The 23,701-nt window shown below is 47.6% G+C and carries 24 protein-coding genes; 17 read left to right on the top strand and 7 right to left on the bottom strand.

Features of this window, described 5'->3' with window-relative positions:
* Positions 1 to 49: 49 nt before the first annotated feature.
* From PUT07_RS01060 to PUT07_RS01030, 7 genes are all read left to right on the top strand, one after another.
* Positions 50 to 913: a MurR/RpiR family transcriptional regulator gene (locus tag PUT07_RS01060; RefSeq protein ID WP_274465868.1), complete on the top strand. Its 864-nt coding sequence runs from the start codon at positions 50 to 52 to the stop codon at positions 911 to 913.
* Positions 914 to 925: 12 nt separating this feature from the next.
* Positions 926 to 2,254 (top strand): ABC transporter substrate-binding protein, encoded by a 1,329-nt coding sequence (locus PUT07_RS01055; RefSeq protein ID WP_274465866.1) that lies wholly within the window; start codon positions 926 to 928, stop codon positions 2,252 to 2,254.
* Between the two features lie 51 nt (positions 2,255 to 2,305).
* On the top strand, positions 2,306 to 3,259 hold the full coding sequence (locus PUT07_RS01050) for a carbohydrate ABC transporter permease (RefSeq protein ID WP_274465865.1): 954 nt from the start codon (positions 2,306 to 2,308) through the stop codon (positions 3,257 to 3,259).
* Between the two features lie 13 nt (positions 3,260 to 3,272).
* Positions 3,273 to 4,088 (top strand): carbohydrate ABC transporter permease, encoded by an 816-nt coding sequence (locus tag PUT07_RS01045; protein WP_274465864.1) that lies wholly within the window; start codon positions 3,273 to 3,275, stop codon positions 4,086 to 4,088.
* Positions 4,089 to 5,570, top strand: coding sequence for an arylsulfatase (locus PUT07_RS01040; RefSeq protein WP_274465863.1), 1,482 nt, complete (start codon positions 4,089 to 4,091; stop codon positions 5,568 to 5,570).
* A gap of 255 nt (positions 5,571 to 5,825) precedes the next feature.
* Positions 5,826 to 6,116, top strand: a complete 291-nt coding sequence (locus tag PUT07_RS01035) for a DUF2325 domain-containing protein (RefSeq protein WP_274465862.1) — start codon at positions 5,826 to 5,828, stop codon at positions 6,114 to 6,116.
* Between the two features lie 42 nt (positions 6,117 to 6,158).
* Complete coding sequence (locus PUT07_RS01030; protein ID WP_274465861.1) at positions 6,159 to 6,587, top strand: DUF4395 domain-containing protein; 429 nt, start codon at positions 6,159 to 6,161, stop codon at positions 6,585 to 6,587.
* 83 nt (positions 6,588 to 6,670) lie between these two features.
* Here the strand turns inward: PUT07_RS01030 and PUT07_RS01025 are convergent, their stop codons facing one another.
* The 3 genes from PUT07_RS01025 to PUT07_RS01020 form a co-directional block, all read right to left on the bottom strand.
* Positions 6,671 to 11,023, bottom strand: coding sequence for an S-layer homology domain-containing protein (locus PUT07_RS01025; RefSeq protein WP_274465859.1), 4,353 nt, complete (start codon positions 11,021 to 11,023; stop codon positions 6,671 to 6,673).
* A gap of 378 nt (positions 11,024 to 11,401) precedes the next feature.
* On the bottom strand, positions 11,402 to 11,536 hold the full coding sequence (locus tag PUT07_RS35530; protein ID WP_379239386.1) for a DUF3973 domain-containing protein: 135 nt from the start codon (positions 11,534 to 11,536) through the stop codon (positions 11,402 to 11,404).
* Between the two features lie 411 nt (positions 11,537 to 11,947).
* The gene (locus PUT07_RS01020; RefSeq protein ID WP_274465858.1) at positions 11,948 to 12,523 is read right to left on the bottom strand and encodes a spore germination protein; all 576 of its coding nucleotides are present in this window, start codon (positions 12,521 to 12,523) and stop codon (positions 11,948 to 11,950) included.
* A 386-nt stretch (positions 12,524 to 12,909) separates the two neighbouring features.
* Here PUT07_RS01020 and PUT07_RS01015 point away from each other — a divergent pair, with 386 nt between their 5' ends.
* The 5 genes from PUT07_RS01015 (at position 12,910) to PUT07_RS00995 (ending at position 15,309) form a co-directional block, all read left to right on the top strand.
* Entirely contained in the window at positions 12,910 to 13,086 is a 177-nt protein-coding gene (locus PUT07_RS01015) for a hypothetical protein (RefSeq protein WP_274465857.1), read from the top strand.
* A gap of 725 nt (positions 13,087 to 13,811) precedes the next feature.
* On the top strand, positions 13,812 to 14,117 hold the full coding sequence (locus tag PUT07_RS01010) for a PadR family transcriptional regulator (RefSeq protein WP_274467420.1): 306 nt from the start codon (positions 13,812 to 13,814) through the stop codon (positions 14,115 to 14,117).
* Positions 14,117 to 14,464, top strand: a complete 348-nt coding sequence (locus PUT07_RS01005) for a DUF1048 domain-containing protein (protein WP_274465856.1) — start codon at positions 14,117 to 14,119, stop codon at positions 14,462 to 14,464. The genes PUT07_RS01010 and PUT07_RS01005 overlap by 1 nt, the downstream gene beginning before the upstream one ends.
* 9 nt (positions 14,465 to 14,473) lie before the next feature.
* Positions 14,474 to 14,791 carry a DUF1048 domain-containing protein gene (locus tag PUT07_RS01000; RefSeq protein WP_274465855.1) on the top strand — a complete coding sequence of 106 codons (318 nt, stop codon included), beginning with the start codon at positions 14,474 to 14,476 and terminating at the stop codon, positions 14,789 to 14,791.
* A 137-nt stretch (positions 14,792 to 14,928) separates the two neighbouring features.
* A complete protein-coding gene (locus tag PUT07_RS00995; protein ID WP_274465854.1) occupies positions 14,929 to 15,309 on the top strand; it encodes a winged helix-turn-helix transcriptional regulator in 381 nt (126 codons plus the stop codon).
* A gap of 44 nt (positions 15,310 to 15,353) precedes the next feature.
* Here the strand turns inward: PUT07_RS00995 and PUT07_RS00990 are convergent, their stop codons facing one another.
* The gene (locus tag PUT07_RS00990) at positions 15,354 to 16,424 is read right to left on the bottom strand and encodes an SDR family oxidoreductase (protein WP_274465853.1); all 1,071 of its coding nucleotides are present in this window, start codon (positions 16,422 to 16,424) and stop codon (positions 15,354 to 15,356) included.
* 156 nt (positions 16,425 to 16,580) lie between these two features.
* Between PUT07_RS00990 and PUT07_RS00985 the strand changes: the two genes are divergently transcribed.
* On the top strand, positions 16,581 to 17,165 hold the full coding sequence (locus tag PUT07_RS00985; protein ID WP_274465852.1) for a Crp/Fnr family transcriptional regulator: 585 nt from the start codon (positions 16,581 to 16,583) through the stop codon (positions 17,163 to 17,165).
* Here the strand turns inward: PUT07_RS00985 and PUT07_RS00980 are convergent.
* Entirely contained in the window at positions 17,121 to 17,849 is a 729-nt protein-coding gene (locus PUT07_RS00980; protein WP_274465851.1) for a DUF4386 domain-containing protein, read from the bottom strand. The two genes, PUT07_RS00985 and PUT07_RS00980, sit on opposite strands and share 45 nt — an antisense overlap.
* A gap of 89 nt (positions 17,850 to 17,938) precedes the next feature.
* Between PUT07_RS00980 and PUT07_RS00975 the strand changes: the two genes are divergently transcribed.
* From PUT07_RS00975 to PUT07_RS00965, 3 genes are all read left to right on the top strand, one after another.
* Positions 17,939 to 19,048, top strand: coding sequence for a GNAT family N-acetyltransferase (locus PUT07_RS00975; protein WP_274465850.1), 1,110 nt, complete (start codon positions 17,939 to 17,941; stop codon positions 19,046 to 19,048).
* A gap of 227 nt (positions 19,049 to 19,275) precedes the next feature.
* A complete protein-coding gene (locus PUT07_RS00970; protein ID WP_274465849.1) occupies positions 19,276 to 19,734 on the top strand; it encodes a RidA family protein in 459 nt (152 codons plus the stop codon).
* 13 nt (positions 19,735 to 19,747) lie between these two features.
* Positions 19,748 to 20,260: a shikimate kinase gene (locus PUT07_RS00965; RefSeq protein ID WP_274465848.1), complete on the top strand. Its 513-nt coding sequence runs from the start codon at positions 19,748 to 19,750 to the stop codon at positions 20,258 to 20,260.
* 321 nt (positions 20,261 to 20,581) lie between these two features.
* Here PUT07_RS00965 and PUT07_RS00960 read toward each other — a convergent pair whose 3' ends face one another.
* Both PUT07_RS00960 and PUT07_RS00955 read right to left on the bottom strand, forming a co-directional pair.
* Positions 20,582 to 21,658 carry a HupE/UreJ family protein gene (locus tag PUT07_RS00960; protein WP_274465847.1) on the bottom strand — a complete coding sequence of 359 codons (1,077 nt, stop codon included), beginning with the start codon at positions 21,656 to 21,658 and terminating at the stop codon, positions 20,582 to 20,584.
* A gap of 88 nt (positions 21,659 to 21,746) precedes the next feature.
* The gene (locus tag PUT07_RS00955; RefSeq protein ID WP_274465846.1) at positions 21,747 to 23,261 is read right to left on the bottom strand and encodes a phosphoesterase; all 1,515 of its coding nucleotides are present in this window, start codon (positions 23,259 to 23,261) and stop codon (positions 21,747 to 21,749) included.
* 210 nt (positions 23,262 to 23,471) lie between these two features.
* Between PUT07_RS00955 and PUT07_RS00950 the strand changes: the two genes are divergently transcribed.
* Complete coding sequence (locus PUT07_RS00950; protein WP_274465845.1) at positions 23,472 to 23,660, top strand: hypothetical protein; 189 nt, start codon at positions 23,472 to 23,474, stop codon at positions 23,658 to 23,660.
* The last annotated feature ends 41 nt before the right edge of the window (positions 23,661 to 23,701 follow it).

Raw genomic sequence — 23,701 nt, 5'->3', positions numbered from 1 at the left:
ACAGATAAGCGAAATTGATGTAACAAAGTTTCTATGAGGAGGGAACGCATTGGTCAGAGGCGGGTTGATCAGTATACGGGAGGCGCTACATTCCCTGACGCCGATGGAACAGCAGGCTGCACGTTATATGCTGGACTATCCCGAGTCCGCGGTGGGGTGCTCCATTCAGAAGCTGGCCAAGGAGGCTGACGTCAGTGAGGCCACGATTATTCGTCTGGCACAATCGCTGGGGTACCAAGGCTTCAAGGAGCTGAAGCTGGCTATTGTTGCCAATGTTGCGGTTGAACGTAGCGAGCAGCACCCGTACCGGCAGTTTCAGGTTGACGGACCGACGGAGTCGCTGCTGGAGTCGATCTCCAATAACAACATAAAGTCGATTAAGGATACCTTGATGGTGCTGGATGCAGCGCAGGTTGAGCAAGCGATAGGGCTGCTCTCCGAAGCCCGCAAGATTGCGATCTTCGGCATCGAATCGTCGGCGGTGATTGCCGACGATTTCCGGCACAAGGCGAGCCGGCTCGGGATGTGGTGCGAGGTCGGCGCCAGCGAGGACGCGCAGGCGATTATCGCCGCCAATCTGACGGAAGGCGATGCCGTGCTTGCGATTTCTTATTCCGGGCAGACTGAAGCGGTGCTGCGGGCGATGGAAATCGCCAAGCGGAGAGGCGCGAGACTGATCTCCTTAACCCAGTTCGGCGTCAACCCGGTTGCGCAGATCGCCGATATCCCCCTTTTTTGCAGCACGGTGGAAAAGGACTTCCGCAACGGTGCGATGGCATCGCGGATCGCCCAGCTCAACGTCATAGACATGCTGTACGTCGGGCTGGTTCAACACAATTATGAAGGACATATTGAGACGCTGAACCGGACGAAGGAAGCGGTGCGGTATGCCCGCAACAAATCATCTCACTAGGAGGAAGATACGATGAACAAACGAACATTAAAAATCATCAATAAGCGCTCCTGCGCGGCGCTATTCTTAAGTGCAGCAGTGTTAAGCACGGTGGTGGCAGGCTGCTCGCAGCCCGCCGCTCCCGCTCAAGTTAGCCCGGCAGCTTCGGCAGGCGCTTCCGCGAAGGCCGTGACGAAGGAGAAAGTGACCCTGAATGTCGCTACTTGGGTGGAGGAATTGAAGGAGCCGTTCAAGCAAACTGTCGCCGTGTACAACAAGGATCACGGGAATGTGGAGGTCAATCTGACGGTTACGCCGGTCAAGGACTACTATACGAAGCTGCAAACTTCGCTGGTAGGCGGTGAAGGTCCGGATTTATTCCTGATGAACGGCCCGAACTTTTACAAATTTGCTTCGCTCAACCTGCTGACCGATTTGCAGCAGCTAGTCGAGCGTGACAAGTGGGATCTGTCCGTCTATCCGAAAGGGATCACGGAGCTGTACCGCTATAACAACAAGCAATACGGCATTCCTTATTTTCAAGGTACGGTCGGACTTTTTTACAATAAAGAGCTGTTCGATAAAGCGAGAGTACCGTATCCGGATGGATCGTGGACATGGGAGACGCTCAAGACAAATGCCGCGAAGTTGACGGATACCAGCCAAAAAATATACGGCTACATCGCCGCGAATGACGCTCAAACAGGCTATTATCCTTTGATTTATCAGGCAGGCGGTTCGGTCATCAGCGCCGATCACACCAAGTCCGGCCTCGACTTGCCGGAGACGCAGTCGGCCATTCAATTTATGAAGGATTTAATCGATCAAGGCATTTCGCCGACGGCCCAGCAGCAGGTGGAAACGAAACCGACGCAGCTGTTTGGCTCAGGTAAGGCAGCCATGGTGCCAGGCGGTTCGTTTGACGCTTCGACACTCTACAAAATGCTTGGCGACAAACTTGGCGTGGCAGAGCTGCCGGCCGGCAAGCAGCAGGGTTATTACATACATGGCTCCAGCTGGGTGATCAACAGCAAGTCCAAGCATCAGCAGGAAGCATGGGAGCTGCTTAAGGTGCTGACAGGCAAGGACGGGGAAGATCTTCTGGCGAAAAGTGCATTTAACTACCCGGCGCACAAAGGTTCTGTCGACCTATGGCTGCAATCGATTCCTGCGCTTGATATGAAGGCGTTTATCCGTACGGTGGACCAAACCGGTCCCTACCCAGTATCGAAAAATACAGCCGAATGGCAAAATTTGCTTATCGAGCAAATCACGAACGCGCTGCTTGGGAAAACACCGGTGACGGAAGCGTTAAACGTGGCAGCGGTGAAAATGAATGATTTACTGGCTAAGGAAAAGTAAAGCGAATCTTAAGCAGAGCGAATTAGCATTGAAGAGAAGGGAAGTCGTTCTATGTACAGCAAGAACTTAACGAATCCGGTAACCGCCCGCCCATCGGGGGCGAACGTGCGCGGACAGAGGTGGCGAAGCCGGACGGTGGAGGCGTGGTGGGCGTACGCTTTTCTATTCCCAGGCCTATTCTTTCTGGGCGTGTTTCATCTGCTGCCTGCAGCGGCTTCCGGCGTGATTTCGGTTCTGGACTGGGATGGTCTTGGGAAACCGTCTTTTAACGGGCTGGGCAATTATACGGACCTGCTGAAAGATGAGCATTTTGTGGCATCGTGTTTGCATACTCTGCTGTTTGCTGTGGTGAGCGTGCCGCTGTCGATTGCACTTGCCACACTCGCGGCCGTCGCCTTGAACCGGCAGATAGTTGGCCGCTCCTTGTACAGGACGCTGTATTTCATCCCTGTCGTGACGATGTCCACGGCAGTCGGACTGATCTGGAAATGGCTTTATAATTCGGACTACGGCCCGATTAACGCCATGCTGCATGCGCTGCGGCTGCCGGAGCCGAATTGGCTGTCCGATCCGCATTGGATTATGCCTTCGATCGTGTTGGTCAGCGTATGGTCGACGTTGGGCCATCATATGATTGTGCTGCTGGCCGGTCTTCAAGGAATCTCATCCAGTTATTACGAGGCGGCCGAGATGGATGGAGCGGGACGGGCGTATACCTTCTTTTGCATCACGCTGCCACTCTTGTCCCCAAGTTTGTTCTTCGTTGTGTTGACGGCCACGATTCAGGCTTTGCAGCTGTTCGATCTTGTGTTCGTAATGACAGGAGGTAATCCGGCTCTGCTGGATACTTCGCGCAGCGTCGTTTATAACGTCTATGAAGAAGGATTTACGTTGTTCCATATGGGCTTTGCCTCTGCGCAAGCAGTCGTGCTGTTTGCAGCCATTCTGGCGATAACGGTTGTACAGCTGAGACTGCAGCGCAGATGGGTGCATTATACAGGATGAGGAGATGAGACGGATGAAAGACGATCGTTTATTGACACATCTAGGCCTGCTGGCCGGCGCCTTGCTCATGGTGCTCCCCTTCTTGTGGATGGCGCTGACTTCAGTCAAAACCTTCGCTGAATCGATGCACGCTCCGCCGACGTTGTTCCCGGCGGTCTGGCAGTTCGCAAATTACATCAAAGTGTTTCAAACGACAGATTTGCTGCGCTATCTCGGGAATACCGTGCTGGTCACAGTAGTGAAGACGGCGGGACAGCTGCTGTTCTGTTCGATGGCAGCCTTCGCCTTTGCGACGCTGCGCTTTCCTTGGAAGAACACGCTGTTCCTGCTGATGCTGTCCGTGATGATGCTGCCGCATCAATTGACACTGGTGCCGACCTTTCTGCTCATCAAACAGCTTGGCTGGTTGAACACGTATCAAGCGCTGATCGTGCCCGGGCTGGCAAGCGCTTTTGGCATCTTCCTACTGCGCCAGTTTTTCCTCTCCCTTCCAGCGGAGATCGGGGAGGCGGCCAAGGTGGACGGTTTCTCGTACCCTCGTATATATTGGAGCATCTACATGGCCTTGTCCCGGCCTGGGCTGGTGTCGCTGGCGATCTTTGTGATCATTGCCTCGTGGAACGATTTCCTCAACCCGTTGGTGCTGACTTCTTCGGATCAAATGAGGCTGCTTTCGCTTGGGGTAGCCAGCTTTGTCGGCGAATTTGCGACGGATTACCCGCTGATGATGGCGGCCGCTTGCATCGCTGTGCTGCCGTTAATTGTAATTTTTATGGTGCTGCAGCGCTACTTTATACAAGGAATTGCTTTGACGGGAGTGAAAAGCTGAATGACAAACGTGATTTTGCTGATGACGGATCAACACCGGGCCGATGCGCTGGGATGCTACGGTAATCCGATTGTAGAAACGCCTAATCTCGATTGGCTGGCGTCACAGGGAACGCGCTTTACGCAGGCATATACGCCGTCTCCCTCCTGCGTACCAGCCAGAGCGGCGCTGCTCACCGGCATGGACCCTTGGCACACGGGCATTCTCGGCATGGGGCGGGGCCAGGGGCCGATGGGCGTTGGCTTTGCCCATACGCTACCGGGTGAGCTTGCGGGGGCCGGGTATCAGACGTTCGGTGTCGGCAAAATGCATTTCTACCCGCAGCGGGCGCGCAATGGCTTCCAGGAGACTGTGCTGGATGAATCCGGGCGAGAAGAGGATCCAGGTTTCGTGTCCGATTATCGGCGGTGGTTTTTGCAGCAGCGGAGCGGGCCTTACGACATTGTCGATCACGGCATCGACTGGAACAGCTGGATGGCCCGGCCTTATCATGCGCCGGAATCGCTGCACCCGACGGTCTGGACGGTGAACGAGGCGCTCTCGTTCCTCGAGCGGCGCGACCCCTCCCGGCCGTTCTTCCTCAAGGTATCGTTCGCCCGGCCACACTCGCCTTATGATGCGCCGGCATCGTATTTTGACATGTACCGGGACAAGGCGATCCCCGAGCCTTACCGGGGAGACTGGGACGGACTGCACGACGATCCTGCGGAGGCGCTGCGGCCTGACGCTTGGAGAGGCGTCAAGAACCATGAGCTAATCCGGCGCGCCCGGATCGGGTACTACGGGTCGATCACGTTCATCGACCATCAGCTTGGCCGGCTGTTCGGCGCTTTGAAAAAACAGCGATTGTTTGATTCCACTTTGTTCGTCTTTCTGTCCGACCACGGCGATATGCTTGGTGATCATCATCTGTGGCGCAAAACCTATGCTTACGAAGGTTCGGCGCGAATTCCGCTGATCATCAAGCCGCCTGGTCAGGGCGGCAGCAGCCCTGTGCAGACCGTCTCGAAGGCAGTGGCAATTCAGGATATCATGCCGACTATCCTCGACATGCTGGGGCTGGCTATTCCCACCACCGTGGACGGCATCAGTATGAAAGGTCTCCTGCAAGGGGAGACTGCGCACAAGCGTGAATTCGTTCATGGCGAACATTCGACGTGTTACTCGGAGGAGCAGGAGATGCAGTACGTGACGGACGGAAGGTTTAAGTACATCTGGTTCCCGCGCCTCGGGACGGAACAGTTCTTTGATCTGCGATCCGATCTCAGTGAGAGCGCCGATCTGGCAGACCACCCTGACTGGCAGGAGGAAGCAGCGTTGTGGCGCCGACGTCTCGTTGAGGTATTGGAACAGCGAAATCTCGGGCTGACTGACGGAGGCAAGCTAGTGTCCCAGGCAGGAAAGCCGTTCATCGTTTCACCGCACTATCAGGCGCGGCTGGAGGCATCCTCTTTTGATTGGCAGCGCTGGGAAAGAAAATAGTTTGTCTGTTATGTTGGCCAATTAATTATCCAATGGTTCTCTACACAAGGTTACCGTACCCGGAAAAGATTAACCGAATAATCGGTAAATAAGTATAAAGAGAATAGGGGCGCCGAATGATTGTAATTCGGTTAGCCCCTTTTGGTTATAATTAATTCCGACTAAACCTATTGACTTTATTGAATAATGAGTTACGATATGAATAACAGATTGCGGAGCGTTTAAAGAGAAATTTATTTGAATGGAGGAATTGAAATGAAGACGGTTGCGATTATAGGCGGAACACAAACCAATACTTTCAAGAAACTAGGCGAGAAGCGCGGTTTAATTGTAGAGCATCATAATGGCAAAACGGGCGGAGGCTCGGTAGAAAGCTACTTTCAACGTATTATTAATCATGCTGATGTGATAATCATCTTAAAAGGTGCGATCAAACATACTTCGATGTGGGCCGTGAGGGAGCTTGCGGAGAAAAAGGGGAAGAAGCTTGATTACCATGATGGCTTTGGCGCGACTGGAGCACTTGAAAAGGCTTTGCAATTATAATTATTCCTTTTGGTCCTATTTAAGAAAGGTGGTCGATCCTGTATGAACACGGTCCCTCCATCCATTCCCCGGCCTTTGGTCCGAGCTAACCAATGGGTAATTGTTTTGTCAGTCCTGTTCTCCTTGGTCACAGGGGGCTACTGGATTATGGCTGTACCTTTGATAGCCGGATTGATGGGAATTGTTTTTGATTTCAATCCTATTATGCGGGCGGCAAAAGGCTTCCTCAAAAAAAAACCTTCCGAATACATACCGGAAGATAAAGCACAACAGAAGTTTAATCAGCTATTAGCTGTCCTTTTTTTGTTAATTGCATTCATCAGTCACTTGCTGCATTGGACGCTGTTGGCTTATGCCGCTTCCGCGATTGTTGGTCTAGCCGCTTTCATAGCCATACTGGGATTTTGCATCGGTTGTTTCATCCACTATCAGTGGTCCCAATTTCGGTACCACAATAGAAAACACGATTGATTGAAGGACAACCCTTATGTGGGGGAACGAAGTTGAGACCTTAAAAAAAGGAAGAGCACTCTTAGAGGCTCTTCCTTTCTATTTTAGGGCTGACGCGCTGCAAGACGCTGCAGCAGGACGACGGCCTCCGCTCTGGTCGTGGAAGCTTGCGGTTGGAAAGCGTTGCCCGCTTGGCCCTGAACCAGCTTCGCAGATAGGGCGGAGGCGATCCAGCCCTTCGCCCAGCCGGCGATGCGGGCATCATCCGCGAAGCCGGTTGCGGCTGCTTGCGTCTCTGCAAGTCCGGCCGCTTTGGCGATCATCACCGTAGCTTCCGTACGGGTGATGCTGACGTCCGGCCGGAAGGTGCGGTCCTCATAGCCGCTCAGGATGCCGGCTTGTACAGCGCTGGCGACTGCGGGAGAAGCCCATGCCGGTATGCTCGAGGCATCGGCGAACGGTAGGCTCTGTCCGGCAGGGAGATGCAGGACGCTGTTCAGCAAGACGGCGAATTCTGCGCGGGATACCGCTCGATTCGGCAGGAACGTGCCGTCGGGATAACCGCTAATCCAGCCTTGTGCAGCGCTGCTGCGAATAATTTGTTCGGCCCAATGGCCGGTAATATCCGACAATACGAGGGGTTTGCTTTCCGCAGCAGGGAGGACGGCAAACAGGGTGAAATGATCCGTCTCTCCCGTAATCAGGGATCCTTCCGCTTTGCTTGGAAGCTTCGTCCACTGCTTGGTTGCTTCATCGTAATAGAAAACAGCAGGGCGCTTCTCTTTGCTAAGATCAGCCGTGAAGGTCAGCGAAATCGGTACGGCGAATTTGCCGGTTACATCTTTCGTTAATCTATAAGCCTCACTAAGCAGAGCTTGTCCTTGGGTAATCAGCTGCTGCGCATCGGTTCCTGCGCGTTTTACCGTAATCGTTGTCGGCACTTTCACGGCACCCGCCGGAATCTGCACGGTAAGTCCTTCAAAGGTGAAGGTGTACGCTTTACCCGGTTCAACATAGAATTGACCTGGCGGTGTGACAGGAGCAGCGGGAGCAGCAGCGCTATCTGAGTTTGAGGCTTCACTCACATTCGTAATCTCGATGACGACCGCTTGCTCGTTGCCCGCCAAATCCGAAGCGTAGACGGTATATTTGCCGTTTTGTGTTACGGGAATGAGTCCGGAAGCAGGTACATCCGTTCCAAAAGCAGGATCGGCAAAGCTGCTTATAGCAAGGTCTCCCCGCGCCCAACGCAAGCTGTTGAGCGTGTTGCCCGTGCCTTCTTCATAAACCGAAGCGGTGACGGTCAGTGTGACGCTGCTTACTCCAATGCTTTTTGGCGTGTAATCCAGGGCAATCACTGGCAGCTGGGTCACAATATTCGCTATGGTGATCGTTTCAACCTTCTGATTGCCGGCCATATCGATGGCATAGACAGTGTAGGTACCATTGTGCGTAACATGGAAGCTGCCGGTCAACGGAATCGCTGTGCCAAAACCCGGTGCAGCAAAATCAGCCGCGCTTCTTGCGCCTTCCGCCCATTGCAAATCAGCAATGGCATTGCCTGTGCCTGCATCCGCCGCTTCTGCGGTGACGGTAACGTCGACACCGGTATGTACAAGCTCTTTTGGATTAAAATCCAACAGCATCGACGGATTTTGCGTAATAATATTCGTGATCTCCAATGTGGAAACGGCTGTATTACCTGCTGCATCCTTGGCATAGATGGTATAAGTGCCGTTATCTGTCACTTGGAAAGCACCGGCGGTTACGACAGTCCCGCTGCTTGTGAAATACGATGCCGGATGCGTACCTGCCGCCCATTTGAGCGAGGTTAGCGCACTTCCGGTTCCGTCTGCCGTGACGTTAACCGTAATCGGCCCATTGGTAGGCGTTGTTGTCGCCGGTACCGAAAGAATGGCAGGCACAATGCCGTCAATCACAATACCGGAAAGCGAGGGAACCCCGGCAATCGTCAACGGCACGTCTTGGCCGATCGAAGTAATGGTGGCTGACGGAGCAAGGGATAAAGCGGTTCCGACTTCGATGCCGTTCGGATCGGTGTCACCTGTCTGGACGATGTAGCGGAATTTAAGCTTGGTCGGTTGTCCGGCGGGCTGTCCGGTATAGACGGCGTTGACATCCGTCCCAGCGAGATGAAGCGGCAATACCGGGGTGCCGGAGATTGTGACCGGCTGGGTATAGGTAACGGTGAAGTCCATGGGTTCACCTAAGCCATAAGTGCCGTTAGAAGGAACCTGTAACGACTGAATTTCCGGTGTTGGAACATTGATATTCATGCGGTACAAGCCTTGTGAGATGCCGTCCGGTGAGGTGACCCGAATCAGAACCGGGTTGCTGCCAAGTGTTAAAGCGACGTTGTTGGAGCTCGTTCCGTTAAAAGTGACCGTCGCATCAGGTGTTGAAGGGGTTGCCAGAATTGTGGCCGCACCTACAGGCGTACTCAGCGATGGCGAATAGAGGCCGGTGCCGGACTGGAAGCCGCGCATCGAATTGGAAGAGCCGGGCGTGCTTAAAGTTAAGCCGCTGAGTGTTAAATGAGCGAAAGTTGCAAGCGGCGTTGGGTAGCCGGTACCGTCTATAATCTCCCAGCTATGTCCGCTTCCGAATTGCCAGCCGCCGGCTGTAAAGGTTGATTTGGTCATTAAATCATTCGTGGTTTTACCTAGGCCTCCACCATAAGTAATGGCTTGCCCGCTGGTTGCCATATCCCAGAAGGAATGAGTAACCACGTCAGCGACCGTTGTAGTGCCAATGAGGCCTCCGGAGCTGCCCGCTACTGCGGATACGTAAGCAGCGGAGAAGGAGTAGTCCACAAGGCCGGATGAAGGTGTTGCTGCGATGAGGGTCCCGATTAGACCGCCTGCGTGATCCTGGCCATACACCGCGCCCTGAACGGACACGGAGCTGACAGGCGTATCTTCGGCATACCCGATCAAACCGCCGACATGGTCTCTCCCTGTCACTTGCACATTCACTAGCGCGAAGTCATGGAGCTGCGCGCTGTTCGTGCGTCCGAAGAATCCAACTTCGTCCGCTGAGGGCTGACTGATGGTTACATTGGCGATGGTGTGATGATTTCCGTCAAATACACCGTTGAAAGGTGTCACACTGCTGCCGATCGGTGACCAGTTGCTGATGCCTGCAGCTGCCAGATTGAGATCGGCATCCAGCCGGTAGAAGTCGCTTAGCTTATAGCCCTCCGTTAAATTGCCAATACTGGCCAGCTGTTCAGCGGATGTAATGCGGTGTGGATAGCCAGCCGTCCCGGCATCCCGGATCACGGTCAGCTCATACTCAGCGCTAGCGCCATCGGTATCCGTGACTTTGATGGTAATTGAGTTTGACCCCGGATTCAGTGGGATGCTTTCAGAATTTCCGCCGCCGTTCACGGAGACGGCAGAGGATCCCGTCATTGGCGATCCGGTAACGGTAATTTCATCCATCTTATTCACGACTTGTGCCGTATATTTGCCATAGTCGCTAGAAAAATCGCGATCTAACGACACCACTGCACCGTCGGGCGCATTGGTTACTGTGAGGGAGTTTAAGGCAACTTTGGCATATTGGCTGTAAGCCAGCGGAGGGGTAATTTCCTCAATAATGCCCCACGTGCCCGCAAAGTCCCAACCGCTAAACGTTGCTTTGCGCATCAGTTCAGCCTTCGTCTTGCCTGTTCCGCCGCCAGCCGAAACATTGACTCCGCTGGACTCCGTATCCCAATAAGCGTTCTGGACCTTAGGCGGAGTCCCTACTCTTCCGACGAGGCCGCCGGCATTGGAGCCGCCGGTAACCACTGCGTTGGCGTACGAATTAAAGATCCCCCCAAAGAAGTTGTTGCCTGTGGCATAACCGGCAATCCCGCCGAAGCTGGTTTGAGGGGATGCCCCTGAGGCGACCGTTCCGGTTACATAGCTGTCTGTGATCTTGGAGAAGTCACTGTAGCCCGTTAATCCGCCAACGGAATCATTACCGCTCACAGTACCGGAAAAGGATACATTCGACACGGTTGACTCTTTCAGATGGCCTGCCAATCCGCCGACATACATCGTCCCGCGGAGAGTGGCGTTCATGAAATGAACATTCGAAATTGTCGCCCCATCGGTGTAGCTGAAAAATCCGACATAATTCGCACCAGGTTTATTAACCGTAAAATTTTTGATCACATGCCCTTGACCATCGAACTTGCCTACAAACGGACGAATGTTATATTGTCCGATAGGTGTCAAGTCAGCTCCGGATAAATCGATATCTTGCGTTAGCCTGTAATTTAAGGTTAGATTGGTAGAGGACAAGCTCAAATCTTTCAGTTCATCCGGGGTACTCACATCTACCCAAACATCAGCTGCTGAAGCACTCGGTATGTAAACCAACGGGGTAACCGTTAGCGTAACGAACAACGAAAGTGCAAGCAGGAGAAAGGTAAGCTTTCTTATCATATTTTTCACTCCTTTACATTAGAAACCTAATTAAATTGGCTAAAAGAAATTAAAATCCTCTACATGTATCGGCAAAATTTACCTAAATTTATAGAGAAAACTTTAACATGTTTTTCTACCCGCTCTGCTGTCTCTCATCATTTAATTGACAGCCGCACCGAATGTTGAGGCTCGCGTGCCGCAATCGAGAAAACTAAAAAACACAACGTGCCCAAATGACCTTGAAGGGTATTTGGGAGTTGTGTTTGATACGTTTAATAAAGTTGAAAAGAAAAATAGCTAATTTTAACCTAACTTTGTTCAAATAACTGGGAACATTAGTTAACAACGGGGAGCAGACCGCCGCGGTGCCGTCAACTGCTCCCTGTTTTATTGAGGTCACTTTCTTTCAATATTGCAAACCCCGGCATTATAAAGAGTTGAACCAATGTAATGGAACCCTGAACAAAAAATTAGGATTTGTTTCGATTTAGAACGCAAGTGGAGTTCTTTACACTGTATACAATAGTACATTGAATCACCTCGGTGTTACATAGGCAATTTGTTGTGTCGGACGTCAAGAGCAACGTCAACGTAGTTCTACATGAATTTCTGCATCATCTTTTATTGAAATTTGCTTCTTTTCACAACAACATGAACATACACCTGTTCGATAAACATAGCCTGAAATGCGCTTATAATCCGTTTTAAAAAAGTACATCACATAATCTTCGGGTACAATTCTGCAGCATTCACAACAGTAATACGAGTTTGTATGATCCATACAACGCACTCCTTTCAAAATTTAAATGCGATGCCAGAAATCTCAACAGTTATGTACTCCAGCTGCTTGACGATAATCCGTTTACTCATAGTCTACAATAACGATTATAGTTCTATTTGCAAAGAATATATAAGCGCTTTCAATCATGTTGTTAGGCTGAATCAATCTTTCGTACTCATTACCGGTGACGATAGTTGTATAAAGACACCGCGGCAGCCGGCCATGATGAATCGACTGGCGTGCCCGCGTCTGGTTGGTTTCTGCTCCTTTACTATTCCGGCTTTTGCTGGTGCGTCTTCAATCAACTCTTCGATGTAGCCGCTTTCCAGAATAGCATCAATCTTTATGCGCCCCAGCCTCTGTTTTACCACTTCGACAAGCCCTTCTTTAACCAGATCCTGAATGTAAGCAATATTTATATCTGTCTTCGATCTTGTTCCGATCACCATTGCGTCAAGACGCAGCATCGGGTCCTTGATCCGTCTGCGAACAAGCGCCGTATTGGTCCGTAGACTTTCTGTGAAGCCATCTCTTGGTCCTCGTACGTTATTTTCAGTTGCAGGTTCCTCAACGCCTCTATCCTTGAAACCTTTAGAACTAACAAGATTAGCTTGTTCAATACCCTCAATAACGACCAAAGTATCGCCGGATAAGACGGCAGCGATACCGTCACCAATCGTATTGCATGTTTTTACACCTGCATTAAACATAAGACGCTTTAAAATCTCTTTAGCCATGTTGAATGGTTTAGGTTCTTCAATCAGTTCGCTGCTATATACGACTAAAATAAGCTTGTTGCATCATTTCATGCATAGGTGACAAACCAACAACCTCCATTCTTGTGAAAAGTGGAATAAGCGGAAAACAAACCATTCGAAGATATCAAGAAGAACTGAAAAAGAAACGTATTAATCCGGATGCTTAAATATAATGGTAAATATAACTATTAATAGTATTATTTTTTGTACAACTTTTTAAATTATTCCGCTTTTCTAAGAATAAAGCGCTCCTTATCCCACAAGTGCATATCTGATTTTAGACAGCCTAAAAGGACCGTAGAGGTTTATCCTCACGGCTTCTTTCCCATACTTAATGTGAGATCTTCAAAGGGGAGGTTCATCTTATGCTGGAAGAAAATAACCATTTAAACGAAGCTGAGATTGAAATCATATTGAATGCCCTTCATTTGTCGAAGGAAACATTGTTAACGGTGTACACGAAAGATTGGCTTCAAGTAAAAATGAATAACATTATGGATAAGCTTGACGCTCAACAAAAGGAACTGGAAAGAAATCACTAAAATAATGCTAAAATAAGCACTAGAAAGCCGTAGGTCATGAGCTTGCGGTTCTTTGCGTTGTAGTATGTAAGCTCATGAGTACTATTAATATTTAGTACTTACACATAAGTACAATGAATGATAAGTTAAACTTGAAGGTGATAAAATGAAGCTGCCTTATAAACTGGGTTATCTAATAACAGTATTATGGTTCTTCTCGACTTTGTATGGATTTATTAACTTTGATTCAGATAATGAAAGTAGAAAGGTTGATTTAGTTTTATTATCTGCTTTTCTTGGGCTGATTTTGTTCCCGATTTATTTCATATGCATTTTTGTTTACTACCGTATATGTAAGAGAACCTCTTGAATCGATGTTGTTATATAGCCCCCAAAAAAAGAACCCGGACAAATAAAAAACCGGGTTTTTGTTGCGTATTTGAAGTATATGACCGTGTGTTTAACAGGGTTACTTCGATTTCTTTTGTTCCCCAGCTTTATTGGATGACGTCGTATGCTTCGGGTTGTTCGTGTCTTTAGTTCTGCTCATTTCATTGTTCACCTCCCGTCTTATTCCTAAAAAGTATTTCTCCAAACCGCAATCCTTATTAGAAAATAGTTATATTTCGGTGCAAACGTCATTGACAAACTAACTACTGCGTGATACTTTATAGTGGTAGTAAGTAATACTTCATACCAGTCATACAGAATAGCAAGGAGTGATTGTGCTGGAAAACCTAACGGAAATGCTCAAAGGCGTGCTTGAGGGCTGCGTCCTTGAAATTATCAGCCGCAAAGAAACCTACGGCTACGAAATCACGCGGCAGCTGAACGCCCTCGGCTTCACAGATGTTGTGGAGGGGACGGTATACACCATTCTGATCCGCCTTGAAAAGAACAAGTTGGTGGAGATCACCAAGAAGCCCTCGGACATGGGACCGCCGCGAAAATTCTTCGCCATCAATGAAGCGGGGCGTGAGGAGCTGCGGGCATTCTGGGGGAAATGGGAGTTCGTATCATCAAAAATTAACGAGTTAAAGGAGAGAAAATAATGAATTTTTGGGAAAAAATCACCGGCAGCGACATGACGAAGGAAATGAAAGGTTTTGAATCGCGAGCCCAAAAGCTGCCGGCTGATTATCAAGCGGCATGGGGAGAAATTAATGCCAATCTTTGGCCGCACTCCGATTTCACCGGTCGCAACCTCATGCCAATTCTTGATGGTGTGCTTGGCCTGCTCGAAGAAACGGCGGCGGACGGACAGCGTGTCCATGAGGTTTTGGGCAACGATATCAAGGGCTTCTGTTCAGCGCTGGCCGGCGAAGAAGGGGCAAAGTCTTATCGCGATAAGTGGCGCGAGCAGCTCAATGCGAATATTGCCAAAAAATTAGGTAAATAGGAGGATAACATGAGAATACAAGATATCATCCAAGGCAAAAAAGAGTGGCGAGCGCATGTGGCGCGTGTCAAAGCGCTCCCGCAAGATTATCAGATTGTTTATAAAGAGATTCAAAAATATTACTTTAAGGTTGGCCCTGTTGAGTTAACCGACGGGACGGGTTTGCTTGCGGGGATTATCGATCTTTTTGAAGAGGGCGCGGCCTCGGGCAAAGACGTGCTCGAAGTGACGGGAAGCGATGTAGCTGCTTTCTGCGACGACCTAATCAAAGATTCAAAAACTTACGCTGACATCTATCAAGAATCGGTTGACCCCAAAGAGCGTTAGTTTTGAAATAAGGGGCTGGTTACGAATAGCATAATATTTTGGTTATATATATAATGTTGAATAGAGCCATTTAATAGCTCCAATTCATCAGGAGTTACCAAGACCTAAGTCGAAATATTCGAAGAGGGGCAAGTTGCGTGGATAAAACGGAAAAAATATACAACACGGCAGTGGAGGCAACTTTAGAGGTAATCGGCGGGAAATGGAAGCCTGTGATTCTCTTTCATTTGACATTCGGTAAGAAACGCAATCATGAATTTAAGAGCTTGATTCCCGCAATTACGCAAAAGATGTTAACGCAACACCTCAGGGAGCTTGAAGAAGAAGGCATCATCCTACGAATTTCCTATAATGAGGTACCGCCTAGAGTTGAGTATGAATTGACAGACTACGGCTGGAGTCTCAAGGAACTGCTGCATCTCATGTGCCGTTGGGGGGATTCGCATATAGAGAGAAAGTACGAGGGAAAGGCTTCGGTACTGGCTAATCCAATGCTTACAGACGTAAATAACAGCTAAGAAACCGACCCACTGCAAGGTCGGCTTTCTTATTGTACGGTAGTTTACGGGATGACTTTACGCTGACGGAAATCGTTAAAGATGTTTATAAACATGGCTTCGGTATCAACGAATTCGTGAAAGCCAAAACGACGAGCCTTCGTGCCATCGGCAAAGAAATCGTAATCCCATCCAAATACGAAATCACCGAATGACCACGAGGATACATCTTGATAGGAATTCCGAGCAAGCCCATGCTTTTCAACCATTTTATTCCACAGCTGCTCCTTGTCCGCCATGACAACATTCAGAGACATCTGCAGCGGAGGGGCTGTTTCCATATCAAAGTATTGAGCGATCTTCGGCCATAATTCATTCCATCGAAACAAATCGCCATTCGTAATGTTGAAGGCCTGATTCGCACAGCGTTCGTCGGTCGCCGCCCATACGGTTGCCTTGGCGAGAAGCCCAGCGTCTGTCATCTCCAAGAGGCTGTTGTAAGCTCCCGGCTTGCCTGGAAACCGCAAAGGGATACCAAGCTCCTTCGAAATTGAAGCGTAAATCGCTATGACCATTGCGAGATTCATCGGATTTCCAAGCGAGAAGCCACAGACGACAGAAGGTCGGAGTGCCGACCACGTCCAAGCCTTCCCTTTCTGCCGTTGTTCTAAGAAATCCTGCTGATCAATATTGAACTCAGGAGGCATGTGGTTAGCGTCAGTCTCCCGAGCAGGAGTTTTGAACGGTCCGAGATGTGCGCCATATACTTTGTATCCCTGCATGAGACTGACATGCTGCAAGCCGGGCGCAATGGGTTCGATCGCTTCTACAATGTTCACCAACATGGCGAGGTTCGGTGGGACAAGTTCAGCCCATGTTGCACGGTCTTGGTAAGCCGCATAAAAAATATGTGTTACCTCAGTTAAATCGCTTAACTTCTCGATAAGCTCGGCTCTATCGAGCAGATCCACCGCCACATATCGAACACGGTCGTTAGACTCTCCTCCGCGACGGGATACGCCGATCACGTCCCAATCAGGGAGAGTGATGAGGTGATCAATGAGATTGCGACCGATAACACCATTCGCACCCACGACCAAGGCGACCTTGCGTGTTGTTATAGATTCATTATTCATATGTTCCAGCTCCTTCTGAACTATACTTTGATAACATTATTTTGCATGAACTTCCCATACATTGGAAGTACGCACATTAAAGTGACATAAGCACTTTAAAGTAATCAAGGTATATTCAGACGAAGGATTTGATGGTAAGAGGTGAGAAGGAAGCGGATGAAAGATATTCTATTTAAGTACATGAGCAGTTTGACATCACTTACCGAAGAAGAACAACAAGCCATCATCAATGAGATCCATATACAAGAATTCAAGAAGGGTACTCTTCTTCTTCGGCAAGGCGACATCTCCACTAAGTGTTACTTTGTTCTGAAGGGGTGTATTAGGCAATACTCGATAGATGAGGCAGGCAGAGAAATCACCTCGAATTTCTATACCGAAGAACAAGCTATCGCCACATTCAGTCATCATAAAATGGATAAGTCATCCGAATACACCTTGATGTCTCTTGAGGATTCCGTACTGGTTGTGGGCGACCTAGATACAGAGAAAGACATGTATTCGAGATACGCACAAATGGAATCCATGACACGCAAAATGATCGAGCAGAACTTTGCGCGAGTTCAAGAAGAATTTGCCGCTTTTATCGCTTCTTCACCTGAAGATCGCTTTAAAGGATTAATAATGAAACGTCCTGATCTTATCGATCGCGTTCCCCATTACCAATTGGCAAGTTATCTCGGGATGACTCCGGAATCATTCAGCAGGATCAAGAAGAGGCTTTCCACCCCGAAACAATAGCCATATCCCGAAGCCGAGTTCACCTGCAGTCATAGGCACAATTAGCACCCGCTCAAGGATCATCATGATGTCAGAGTGAGCAGGGAGCATTATTTTACCTACGTGAATGATGAAATAGCTGACGGCGGCAGCACACATGAGCACACCAATCCATTTGGGCATGGTTTTAGATTGGAGAGTTAATATCCCGACTATGAGTAAGTGCCCTCCGAAAACAATTAACCCAACAGACCACATGGAATCAAAGGCCCTAAGGTTCAAAAGAACTTGCCCGTGCAGTTGATCGATTGTAACAAATGATTGACAGTCTGCAGGGTTGGAGGTAACCAGCTGTAAGTAAATCAAATTCATGATGGCGATTCCCAGTAGGGCAGCATATGCAAGTCGTAGCCACGCAGCGAGCAGTGAAAGATTTGGATCGACCGGCTTCAGGAACACATACAAAGACCAAGCGGCTACGATATCGCAGATTAGTATGATGATCCAACCTAAGATTTCTGCATGAAGCAGAAGATGTTTTGAAATGATGTTCTGTAGTGTTGTACTTGCATCCCCCTGGACTTGAAGGCTTTGGTGCACAATACCATAGGAAAAAATAGCCGCGACCATCATGATCATCAGAGATGTTCCAGTAATGAGAGCAAACTTCCGCTGTTCCGTTCGTTCTTTTCCTCGCATCGTCATATCAATAAACCCCCTTACATGTATGAATACCATTGTAATAAGGCGGTTCTTAGCAATCATTGACGTAAGTCAAGGAAGGAGGATTTTATTTGAAGGCAATCGATACTGTTATTTTCGATCTTGACCAAACATTGCTTGATAAAAACAAGTCATTAATTAACTTTGCTTTTTACCAGTTTGAGAAGTTCTCTTTGAGCAGATTCATTCCAAATCGAAATGATTTCATTGAGAAATTCACTGAACTTAACCATCTTGTAATGCCGAAAGAACACGTGTATGAACAATTAATAGGTTTCTTCAATATTGAAAAGAACTTATTTGAAGAGTTACTTGATGATTTAAACAATAATTTTCATCTATACTGTATAGGATTCGATGGCCTGCATGAGATGCTCGCTTCATTAACGAGTCAAGGATATAAATTAGGCATTGTTACGAACGGCAGGGACTTTTACCAACGAAACAAAATAAAGGCTTTAGGTATTGCCGACTATTTCTCTGACATTGTTACTTCCGGTTCTGTACATATAAAAAAGCCTGACCATGCCATATTTCAAATCGCTCTTACTAATTTGAAAGCAATCAGCAGCTGCACGGTAGTTGTTGGGGATAGTATGAGAGCTGATATCGTCCCTGCTAAGGAACTGGGGATGTTCACGATTCTTAAATCGAAGGATACGTCGTCGATTCTTCCCGATGCAATTTGTGATAACTTGAAGGAGATTCCAAACCTAATTAAGTCATTGTCAGTGAATGAGTTTATTATCACGAAAGTTAGCCATCTAGAGACTGATAAGTTATTGAGACTGGTTGAAGAAAGTACGAGCGAAGGATTTCGTCACCTCAATCGACTAGTAGCCGACTATGAAGCCGGAACCAATAAATTCGACAGGGATGGGGAGGCATTCTTCATTGCTACGATAAAAGGTGATATTGTTGGGGTTTGCGGGTTGAATCAAGATCCTCATGCAGCTCGTAAAGAAGCCGGTCGTGTTCGCCGTCTTTATGTCTTACCAAGTGTCCGCCGATTCGGGATAGGACGGTTGCTAATGGACTCCGTTATTGCTGAGGCAAAAAATCACTATCAGATGCTTGTCCTAAAGACAGACAACCCAAATGCAGATGTATTTTATCAATCAATCGGATTTTCTGTTATGGATGATTCAGAGAACGATACTCATTTTGTGGAATTAATCTAAAGCGATGCGAGTGTTGAGGGGCTTGCTATATTCGAAAATTCGGGGAAACTAGCAAATATTTTTTTTGTGGGAGTAAAAGCTGATTAGCAATTCTCATAATGAAATTCAGAAGGCAGCAGAAAATGCAGCCGGCAAGGCTGCCTTTTTCATTAAAAAAACTAATGGTTGCCCCAATATTCATATGGTAGTATAATTCTTCCAATTATTGAGCGTGGGGGGATTAAGGAATGACTGAAAAATCAATCGCCGATAGATTAGCAGCACTAGGAATCGTACTACCCAACGCAAGTGAACCGGCGGCTAAGTATGCAAACTTCGTAAAGGTAAATGGTCTTTTGTTCGTTTCAGGAAAAGGGCCTGCTGGAAAACCAAAAGGTAAGTTGGGGCGGGAATATACGACTGAAGAAGGCTATCAGTTTGCGCGACAGACTGGAATCGAGATTCTAGCTGTTCTCCAATCAGCTCTAAACTCTCTTGAGAATGTGAAACGGGTTGTTAAGATTCAGGGGTTTGTTAACGCAGATGCTGATTTTGAAGATCATCATAAAGTTTTAAATGGTTGTTCAGATCTTATGATGGATGTGTTCGGAGAGAAGGGGAATCATGCACGTTCGGTGTTTGGAGCTGTTTCAGTTAGAGACAATCTTCCAATTATTATTGATTCAATATTTGAAGTAGAGGAGTAAAGTGAGGGGAAGTATGAATATTGTTCTTATAGGTATGTCTGGGGCTGGTAAGAGCACATTAGGTGTATTGCTTGCTAAAGCTTTGGGAATGGACTTCGTGGATACGGATATTGTTATACAACAACATCAGGGGAGGCTGCTCCAAGATATTATTGATAATGAGGGGATTGAAAAGTTTCTGGAAATCGAAGAAAAATCTGTGTGTGAGCTGCAGCTGAATAATTGTATTATTTCTACTGGCGGAAGTATGATTTATTCGAAAAAAGCTATGGATCATCTTAAGCAAAATGGCCAGATTATCTATTTGCATGTCCCATATGATGAAATTAGGAAAAGACTAACGAACGTAACAACCAGGGGCATTGTGATAAAAAAAGGAAATAGTCTTAAGGACGTTTATGAGGAACGAGTCCCTTTATACAAAGCATACAGTACTACGACTTTTGATTGCTCCAACAAGGATATCGAACAATGTGTAAGAGAAATGATAGCAAAACTTTCTGGAGATCGTTCAACGACTGGGTAACAGGTGCATCATATTACTATCGAAAGTTATAAAATACAAGAACAAGGCTGCCGGCAATCGGCAGCTTTTTTGACATATAAGAATTTATAAGTTTTGGGGTGACCGAGAGGTTACCCCTTATTTAAATTTTTGGTAAGGAAAAGGTAGTGGTGGAGGTATGTATCCAGAGTATTACAAAGGTATTCATGGTCATGACTACAAAATTACCGATGTTCGTCAAACCTAAAAGGACCGTCAGGGAAGTTCCCTGACGGTTTTTCTTAAACTGCGGCGGGGCGGGGCTCTCTCGTTGAGGGAGCCGAGCTTTTATGTCATCGACGGCTAAAAAGCCCTCTGAAAAAACCAGACGCATCCAAAAAATAATACAGCCGTAGACACACTTGGCATGAACCATTTATAAGTGAGGCGTTTATTTAGGATAATGAGAATTGGGAAAATCAAAGATACAATAAGGACTTGTCCGAATTCAATCCCCACATTAAAAAACAATAAAGACGTAGCTAGGTGAGCCGCACCTAAGTTCAGTTCCGCCAAGATGCCTGCAAACCCAAATCCATGAATGAGTCCAAACGCAAAGGCTATCCACGGGGCGTGCTTGGATTCGGGTTGAAAGATGTTTTTAAGCGCTATATAAATAATACTCAGCGCAATCGCAGATTCAATGAACTTGCTTGGTAATTGAACGATTTCTAGCGTTGCAAGGGCAAGCGTGATGCTGTGGGCGATAGTGAATGCTGTAACTAAAGCAAGAATATGACGGATCGTGATGGCCCCAATGAGCAAGCTGATAACAAATAAAATGTGGTCATACCCCGTAAAAATATGTTTTAATCCCATCCAAAGAAATTGTTTGGCACTGGTGAAAAAGCTCATTTCGCCGATATCCATTTCTCTTTTCTCATACGTGAAGATAAACTCCTGTTGCTTTTCTCCAATTTGTACTTTGGCCATGTTCGCATGACTAGGGTCGCTGTCCTCAAAAAATACGTTGTAACGAATGCTCAAATTTTCAGGAACTTGGTTCACTGGGTAAGAAAGGATAATTTCAGCAAATGCGCGACCATTTATCTGCAGGACAGAAGTTCGATGAATTGCGCCTTCAACCGGGAAGCTATTTGCGTAAACCGCAATGTGTGTATTTATATATTCTTGGAGAGGAAGCTTGTTCTGAGCAATGAGATTGTTCAGTTCCTCTAAGTTTTCAACGTTTTGTTCATCGATCTTGAACCCAACGGCATGACTTAATTCAATGAAATCGAGCTGTAAGTTGTAATCGATCTTCTGATCTTGAACAGCTATTGTGGAGAAACCCTCACTGTTATTGCTGTGTGCATGTGCAATCGGTGATGGTATGAATAAAGCAATAGCTAGAGTCATGATTAACCAATGAAGTTTCACTATGACTACACATCCTCATTTATCATTTCAAAAGGAAAGACGAGGAGCTAGTTGACTTAACTCCTCGCCGCAAATCATTGTCTTGAATTTATTTCAAATTCAAAAAGATAGGGTTGGAGTAGAACCAAAGGTCTTTCCATGGATCTTCACCTTTAGGATCAAGGCTAGGTTCAAGTTCACTCGTGTTTGTTCCGCGAACCCGAATGTAACTATCTTTGTTCACATTGTGCAATGTGTACGTAATCGTCATATACTCGCCGTCTTGCTTCCAGCTGCTCTCGTCGAATCTAGCAACCACTTGCGTAGTCGGGTTGGTCGCCGCAGATCGATTATCTACTTTTCCTGTCACTTCACCCATGATCAGATCGACGCGATTGACTTTTGGGTTATCCCCGTGGTTATTGGTTGCGTTCGGGTCTTTGAATCGAATCGTCAATGTGACATCGCTTCCATCTTTCTTTGGAATATTCAATGTTTCACCGATGGAAGCTCGATTGCCATTCGACTCAGCATGAGCAGGGGACTTTCCTGCCGCTTGCGCAGTCACATCCAGTTCATTAATTAAATCGCCGGTTGTTACGAATACCCGTCCATTCCGCAGACCATCCAAAATATCCTCGTGAGTTTTCTCAGCCTTCACGTAGGTTTTGGAATATTCGCCAGGCCAGAAGTCGCTGCCGCCGTCACGCCAGTTTACATGTGAATCGGAAGTTGAGGTGATCCACCAATGCCTGCCCTCGCCTAACATGGAATCCCATAGACCGCCTACTTTAGCGCTCATCTGATCGAATCCGCCCATGGTCGGGTAGCCGCCATAACCGCCTCGGCTGCCGTTAGGATCAATGGAACCATCGGGGTTGACTGCTCCCGCTTGATGACCGGGTGCCCCCTCCATACCAACGGAGACATTTGGTGCTGCATCGTTCCAATTGCGGAACTCCTGCGGAGTATCCTGCCCCCAAACGCCGCCTGCATTAGCTGAGCGCGCAGGATGGTTTGCAAAAAGAACAGGCGGTTCTTCTAAGTCTTTCATATAAGTTAGAGCATCGATCATGTTGGATTCCGTATCACGCTGCGGATCAGTAGGATAGGGATCGCGCTTATTAAACTTATTTTCAATATTATAGAGGGTCTGTGACTCTTGATCGGTCTTCGGAATGATTAATGAACTATGATCCGCTGCGGGTGTATCAAATTCCATGCCATAGAATAAAATCAGGTCAGGAACCGCTGCACGGGCTTTGAGCACTTCGGGATAAGCCTGCTCCAAATTCACTTTTGAATGGTTTGGACCGCCGTGATCCGTGGAAACCATCCAATCCACGCCATAGGATTTGGCCATTTGAGCGTTCTTCGTAATCGGATAAACGGCATCTCCGCCTTTGATAGCAGTTGGCGGGGTGGTAGAATTATCCCAACCGACACTCCATTCACTATGAACGTGATGATCCCCGGCGAGCCATGAAGCCTCCTTTTTACTCGGTCCTTTGGCTTCTGCCGTCGGCAGTTGGAACCCATTGGTAAAGCCCTGCGTGGTAAAAGCTGTTGTGGCGAGTAAGGTTACCGCCAACATGGGGAATGATTTACGATTCAATCTCATCATCTCTCACACTCCTTTTGGATTACTAGCTTCGAGTCAATGATAGCTTTTATTTGTAAAGTCAGATTGTTTACTATGTGTGATTATTATGAATATGCTATAAAAGATCTACTCCAAAAGTAGAAGATCTCCATACTAATCTATTAAATTAGCCCTCGCAGACATGCCATTTCAGCATATTGTATAGTATCACAGCCGAAAGGAATGTTAAAAATGACCTTATTACTCAATCACTTCTATGGCATTGTTTACCGAAATGCCAATGGAACCATAACCGTGTTTAACGGTCGTGTCGTTAACCGCCGCCGCACTTTCATTGTCATCCGATTTATGAATGCCAGAGGCGTCATCGTTCTTAGAAGACTTTTCCTGATTCAAATTATTAGATTTGCCGCTATTTAACAGAGAACCAAATGCAAAACTCCCCTGCATGATTCGCAGCG

The organism is Paenibacillus sp. MAHUQ-63 (assembly GCF_028765165.1).
Lineage (GTDB): Bacteria > Bacillota > Bacilli > Paenibacillales > NBRC-103111 > Paenibacillus_E.
Note: the sequence above shows the minus strand (reverse complement) of the source record. Positions and strands in the feature narration are given on the sequence as shown.

Excerpts from the sequence above, each read along its gene's own strand:
- PUT07_RS01025 (WP_274465859.1), bottom strand. The coding sequence starts at position 11,023 with ATGATAAGAAAGCTTACCTTTCTCCTGCTTGCACTTTCGTTGTTCGTT.
- PUT07_RS01050 (WP_274465865.1), top strand. The coding sequence starts at position 2,306 with ATGTACAGCAAGAACTTAACGAATCCGGTAACCGCCCGCCCATCGGGG.
- PUT07_RS01055 (WP_274465866.1), top strand. The coding sequence starts at position 926 with ATGAACAAACGAACATTAAAAATCATCAATAAGCGCTCCTGCGCGGCG.
- PUT07_RS00980 (WP_274465851.1), bottom strand. The coding sequence starts at position 17,849 with ATGACGATGCGAGGAAAAGAACGAACGGAACAGCGGAAGTTTGCTCTC.
- PUT07_RS01035 (WP_274465862.1), top strand. The coding sequence starts at position 5,826 with ATGAAGACGGTTGCGATTATAGGCGGAACACAAACCAATACTTTCAAG.
- PUT07_RS01010 (WP_274467420.1), top strand. The coding sequence starts at position 13,812 with ATGCTCAAAGGCGTGCTTGAGGGCTGCGTCCTTGAAATTATCAGCCGC.
- PUT07_RS01040 (WP_274465863.1), top strand. The coding sequence starts at position 4,089 with ATGACAAACGTGATTTTGCTGATGACGGATCAACACCGGGCCGATGCG.
- PUT07_RS00965 (WP_274465848.1), top strand. The coding sequence starts at position 19,748 with ATGAATATTGTTCTTATAGGTATGTCTGGGGCTGGTAAGAGCACATTA.
- PUT07_RS00955 (WP_274465846.1), bottom strand. The coding sequence starts at position 23,261 with ATGATGAGATTGAATCGTAAATCATTCCCCATGTTGGCGGTAACCTTA.
- PUT07_RS00970 (WP_274465849.1), top strand. The coding sequence starts at position 19,276 with ATGACTGAAAAATCAATCGCCGATAGATTAGCAGCACTAGGAATCGTA.
- PUT07_RS00985 (WP_274465852.1), top strand. The coding sequence starts at position 16,581 with ATGAAAGATATTCTATTTAAGTACATGAGCAGTTTGACATCACTTACC.
- PUT07_RS01030 (WP_274465861.1), top strand. The coding sequence starts at position 6,159 with ATGAACACGGTCCCTCCATCCATTCCCCGGCCTTTGGTCCGAGCTAAC.
- PUT07_RS35530 (WP_379239386.1), bottom strand. The coding sequence starts at position 11,536 with ATGTACTATTGTATACAGTGTAAAGAACTCCACTTGCGTTCTAAATCG.
- PUT07_RS01005 (WP_274465856.1), top strand. The coding sequence starts at position 14,117 with ATGAATTTTTGGGAAAAAATCACCGGCAGCGACATGACGAAGGAAATG.
- PUT07_RS01020 (WP_274465858.1), bottom strand. The coding sequence starts at position 12,523 with ATGGCTAAAGAGATTTTAAAGCGTCTTATGTTTAATGCAGGTGTAAAA.
- PUT07_RS01015 (WP_274465857.1), top strand. The coding sequence starts at position 12,910 with ATGCTGGAAGAAAATAACCATTTAAACGAAGCTGAGATTGAAATCATA.
- PUT07_RS01000 (WP_274465855.1), top strand. The coding sequence starts at position 14,474 with ATGAGAATACAAGATATCATCCAAGGCAAAAAAGAGTGGCGAGCGCAT.
- PUT07_RS00990 (WP_274465853.1), bottom strand. The coding sequence starts at position 16,424 with ATGAATAATGAATCTATAACAACACGCAAGGTCGCCTTGGTCGTGGGT.
- PUT07_RS00950 (WP_274465845.1), top strand. The coding sequence starts at position 23,472 with ATGACCTTATTACTCAATCACTTCTATGGCATTGTTTACCGAAATGCC.
- PUT07_RS01045 (WP_274465864.1), top strand. The coding sequence starts at position 3,273 with ATGAAAGACGATCGTTTATTGACACATCTAGGCCTGCTGGCCGGCGCC.